1 protein-coding gene is annotated in these 1,881 nt (G+C 51.1%); it reads left to right on the top strand.

What is annotated here, in order from left to right; genetic code table 11:
• Positions 1-984: 984 nt before the first annotated feature.
• Positions 985-1,881: GAF domain-containing protein (locus V6D20_06640; protein HEY9815464.1), on the top strand; the 897-nt coding region annotated here is incomplete at its 3' end.

The following is a 1,881-nucleotide window of genomic DNA, read 5'->3' as shown; positions in this document are numbered from 1 at the left end:
GATCGAGACGCGTGATACAGCGAGTTTCAAAAATGCGCTGAATAATTTGTTCGAGGGACGTAAAGTGCAGCTGAGGTTGGGTATGCATGATCTGAGTATCCTGATTGCTTTGGGGGCTTCATACTCATTAGTATCGTAGGTATTGCATGAAGGTGCTGTGATGTCTCAGTGAACTCACCGGTGATCCTCTAGCTAAAATGGCGTGATCAAATCATGATTTTGTAGTGATCTAGACTGGATGACTGAAGTGATCTTGGTACAGTGTTGAGAGTGATCTTAATCACGTGTAGGTTGATACCATCAGTCTTGTACGTTGAATACATCGAAGTTGTGAGTGCATACCACGGTTACAAGGTATGTTTCTCACCCCCTGCTTCTTCTATCGAGGGAAGAAACGGCGGACATCAATGCTTCTTTCTTTGGGGAAAGAGGGTGAGGACCACATCGTCGGGATGCTTTCCAAGGTGCTGTCTTCAAGTTATGGCTAGCTCAAGTCGGTGGTCTGCCGCCTTGAGATATAGCTTCAAGATCAAAACGTGTATCGGCAACGCTTCAGGGTGTGGAGCAGTCAATCTGCAATAGAAGTCCCCCAACAATTGGCCCGGTGGTAGGGATCATGGTTTGGGGGGAGCGCAAATCGTGTGAACAGTCCGTATTCATTTCGAAGGACAGGCCCAGTGCATTGACGCCAGGCAAGGGTCTGGCACAAGACAACCAAGCTGCCCAAATCTTTCATTCGCCTGTAACAATCCATTGCTCTCGCCCTAGTGGTATTGGGGATCCCTGAGGTGTTGATCTACCGTGTCATCCCAGGACCTTTAACAGTGAGCCCCCTTCTCTGATGCTGGATTGGGTAGAATCGCCTCCCCCGGTGGTTTGCTTTTCTTCGGCTTGCTTGATCCATGGAGCCGTCAGATGAGACTGGCTCCCTCTATCTGGCCGATACAACCCCATCGATTCCGTTCACCCCTGTTCTGAGCATCTGTGCTGCTGACGACCGTGCTTTTATTTCTCCACCAGCTTAAGAATATTTTGGTGTCTGGCTCTTCTCCCTCCGCGCAGCAAAGTCAATCCTTGCGTCGTATTCTCGATCGCATTCGCGGCTCTCTAGAGCTGAATGTGGTGCTGCAAACGGCTGTCGATGAAATCTCCGACTTGTTGGGGGTCGAGTCCTGCTTATTTTTCTGGTACTTCAAAGATATTCAGCGGATTCAAGTGGTTTGCCAAACCCAGCCATCCGAGCATCCATCCCTGGTGGGCTACTATTCCCTGGCTCGCTTTGGCAGTGCGGCTACGTTGGTGCGTAAAGGGGAATTTGCGGCGGGGCTCACAACGTCCCCATCCCATGGACAAGGGCTGTTGAGTCGTCCGTTTATTCAAATGCGATCGCCCCATCTACCGCGATGGGATGTACTGGGGCAGCCGGTAAATTTGCTGGTGCCGGTGAAGGGACAGGCTAATGCTCTTGGGTTTATTGCGGCTCTGGGCCCTTGCAGTACGCCGTTAAGCTCTGCTGATCTGGATCTGATTCAAACCATTGCCCAGCAGCTTGAGGTGGCTATTTACCAAGCGCAGCTCTACGAAACCATCCAAAAACAGGCGCGACGGGAGCAGGTGGTGAACTACATCACCAATCAAACTCGCCAAAGTTTGGATCTACGCTTGGTGCTGTCCCAAACCATTACCCAGGTTATGGATGCCATTGGCAGCGATCGCTGCCTGGTGCATTTGGTTAACCCGCCGGATGAAACCTCTCAGTTGTTTCAAAGCCTGCCGGATACCGAGCGCATTGGCAACGTTTTTCGCCAACACTACCTCTTTGAAGTCTGTCGTCCGCCCTTTTTGCCGTCGATTGAGGGCTTTGACACCAACGGGCCCATT

Source organism: Candidatus Obscuribacterales bacterium (assembly GCA_036703605.1).
Classification (GTDB): Bacteria; Cyanobacteriota; Cyanobacteriia; order RECH01; family RECH01; genus RECH01.
The sequence above is the reverse complement of the archived record's forward strand: the minus strand, read 5'-3'. Positions and strand labels throughout refer to the sequence as shown.